The 2,144-nt window shown below is 72.4% G+C and carries 2 protein-coding genes; one reads left to right on the forward strand and one right to left on the reverse strand.

Features of this window, described 5'->3' with window-relative positions; all coding sequences use genetic code 11:
* The coding region (locus tag ABNT58_RS26935) for an MATE family efflux transporter (protein ID WP_348756452.1) at positions 1-623 on the forward strand (623 nt) is incomplete at its 5' end.
* A 113-nt stretch (positions 624-736) separates the two neighbouring features.
* Here ABNT58_RS26935 and ABNT58_RS26940 read toward each other — a convergent pair.
* Positions 737-2,068 carry a Do family serine endopeptidase gene (locus tag ABNT58_RS26940; RefSeq protein ID WP_348756453.1) on the reverse strand — a complete coding sequence of 444 codons (1,332 nt, stop codon included), beginning with the start codon at positions 2,066-2,068 and terminating at the stop codon, positions 737-739.
* Positions 2,069-2,144 lie beyond the last annotated feature (76 nt).

Consider the following 2,144-nt stretch of genomic DNA (forward strand, 5'->3'; position numbering starts at 1 on the left):
CCAACGTGGCCATCGGCATCGCCACCGCGCTGGTGGGCCGCTTCGGCGCGGCGGCCATCGCCGGCTACGGCACCGCCTCGCGGCTGGAATACCTGCTTGTGCCGCTGGTGTTCGGCCTGGGCGGACCGCTCGTGGCCATGGTCGGCACCTGCATGGGCGCCGGCCAGCGCGAGCGGGCCTTGCGCGCCACCTGGGTGGGCGCCGGCCTGGCGGTGCTGATCACCGAGACCATCGGCGTGGCGGCGGCGCTGTGGCCGCATGCCTGGCTGCGCCTCTTCGACCACGACCCGGCCATGCTGGAAGCCGGCGCGCTGTACTTGCGCACCGTGGGGCCGCTGTACGGCTTCTTCGGCCTCGGGCTGGTGCTGTACTTCGCCTCTCAGGGGGCCGGCCGGCTGGGCTGGCCGGTGATGGGCAACCTGGCCCGGCTGGCGATTGCCGGCGTAGGCGGCTGGCTGGCGCTGCGCTGGCAGGCGGGCCTGGCCGGCGTGTTCCTGGCGCAGGGCGTGGCGCTGGTGGTCTATGGATTGATGAACGCCTTCACCACCGCCGGCGGCGCCTGGTTCGGCCGCGTGGGCTGGCCGGCCACGCCGGGTCGGCTGATGCGGCGGCTGGCGGCCTGAGGGGGCAACCCAAAAGCCGCGGCGCCTGGGTTGAGCAGGCGCCGCGGTAGCTGAAGCGGGTTCAACGGATCGCCACGCGAGGCCTGATGGGCAGGCAGCGCGCAGCGCCGAGATCAGCCCAGCTTCACCGGCACGAAGATGCGTTCGCCCTGGCGCTCGATCAACAGCGCCACGCTCTTGGGCTTATTCTTCAGCACGCCCTGCACCTGCTCGATCGACTGCACCGGCTGGCCATTGACGGCCAGCAGCACGTCGCCCGGCGACACGCCGGCATGGGCGGCCGGGCCGGCGGCCTGTTCCACCACCAGGCCGTCCTGCAGGCCGCTTTGCTGGCGCTCCTGCGGGCTCAGCGGCCGCAGCGCCAGACCCAGCTTGCCGGGCTCCACGTCGCCCTGGGCATTGGCGGCCTGCTGGTCGGGGTCGTCGGCACGGGCCAGCTTGACTTCCAGGTCGCGCGAGGACTTGTCGCGCCACACCTGCAGCTTGACCTTGTCCCCCGGCGACGACAGGCCGATGCGGCTGGACAGCGAGCCCGAGCGCTCGATGACCTCACCGTTGATCTGCGTGATCACGTCGCCGGCCTTCAGGCCCGCCGAGGCGGCCGGGCTGCCGGGCGCCACCTGGGCCACCAGCGCGCCATCGGGCCGCGGCAAGCCGAAGGACTCGGCCAGCGGCGCCGACAGGTCCTGGATGACCACGCCCAGCCGTGCATGCTGCGCGCTGCCGGTGGCCACGATCTGGTCCTTGACCTTGAGCGCCACGTCGATGGGGATGGCAAAGGCCAGGCCCTGGTAGCCGCCGGTCTGCGAGTAGATCTGCGCGTTGATGCCCATCACGCTGCCGCTGGCGTCGAACAGCGGGCCGCCGGAGTTGCCGGGGTTGACCGCCGCGTCGGTCTGGATGAAGGGCACGAAGGCATCGCCCGGCAGCGAGCGGCCCTTGGCGCTGACGATGCCTTGCGTGGCCGTCTGCTCGAAGCCGTACGGGGCGCCGATGGCCAGCACCGGGTCGCCGACCTGCAGCTGCTTGGGGTCGCCCAGGCGCACGGTCGGCAGGTTCTTCGCATCCACCCGCAGCACGGCCACGTCGGTGGCCTTGTCACTGCCCAGCACCTTGGCGCGGTACTCGCGCCGGTCCTGCAGCTTGACGGTCACTTCCTTGGCACCATCGACCACGTGGGCGTTGGTGAGGATCAGGCCATCGGCGCTGACGATGAAGCCCGAGCCCTGGCCGCGGAACGGCACTTCACCACCGCGCGGGGCGCGCTGCTGGAAGCCCGGGAAGCCGCGGAAGAACTGGGCCATCGGGTCGTCTTCGGCACTGGTCTTGCGCATGCCTTCCACCGTGACGCCGACCACGGCCGGGCCGGCCTGCTGCACGATGGCGCGGAAGTTGGGCGCCGTGGTGGGCGCGATGGGCGCGGCCGGCGCGACGGCGGCCGCCACCGGGCTGGCCTGGGCGGTGACGACGGCGGGCGGCTGGTTGGCGGCGTCGTCCTTGTTCCAGGGCAGCTTGAAGCCG

The sequence above is a fragment of the uncultured Aquincola sp. genome, from assembly GCF_964001545.1.
Taxonomy (GTDB): Bacteria; Pseudomonadota; Gammaproteobacteria; order Burkholderiales; family Burkholderiaceae_C; genus Aquincola.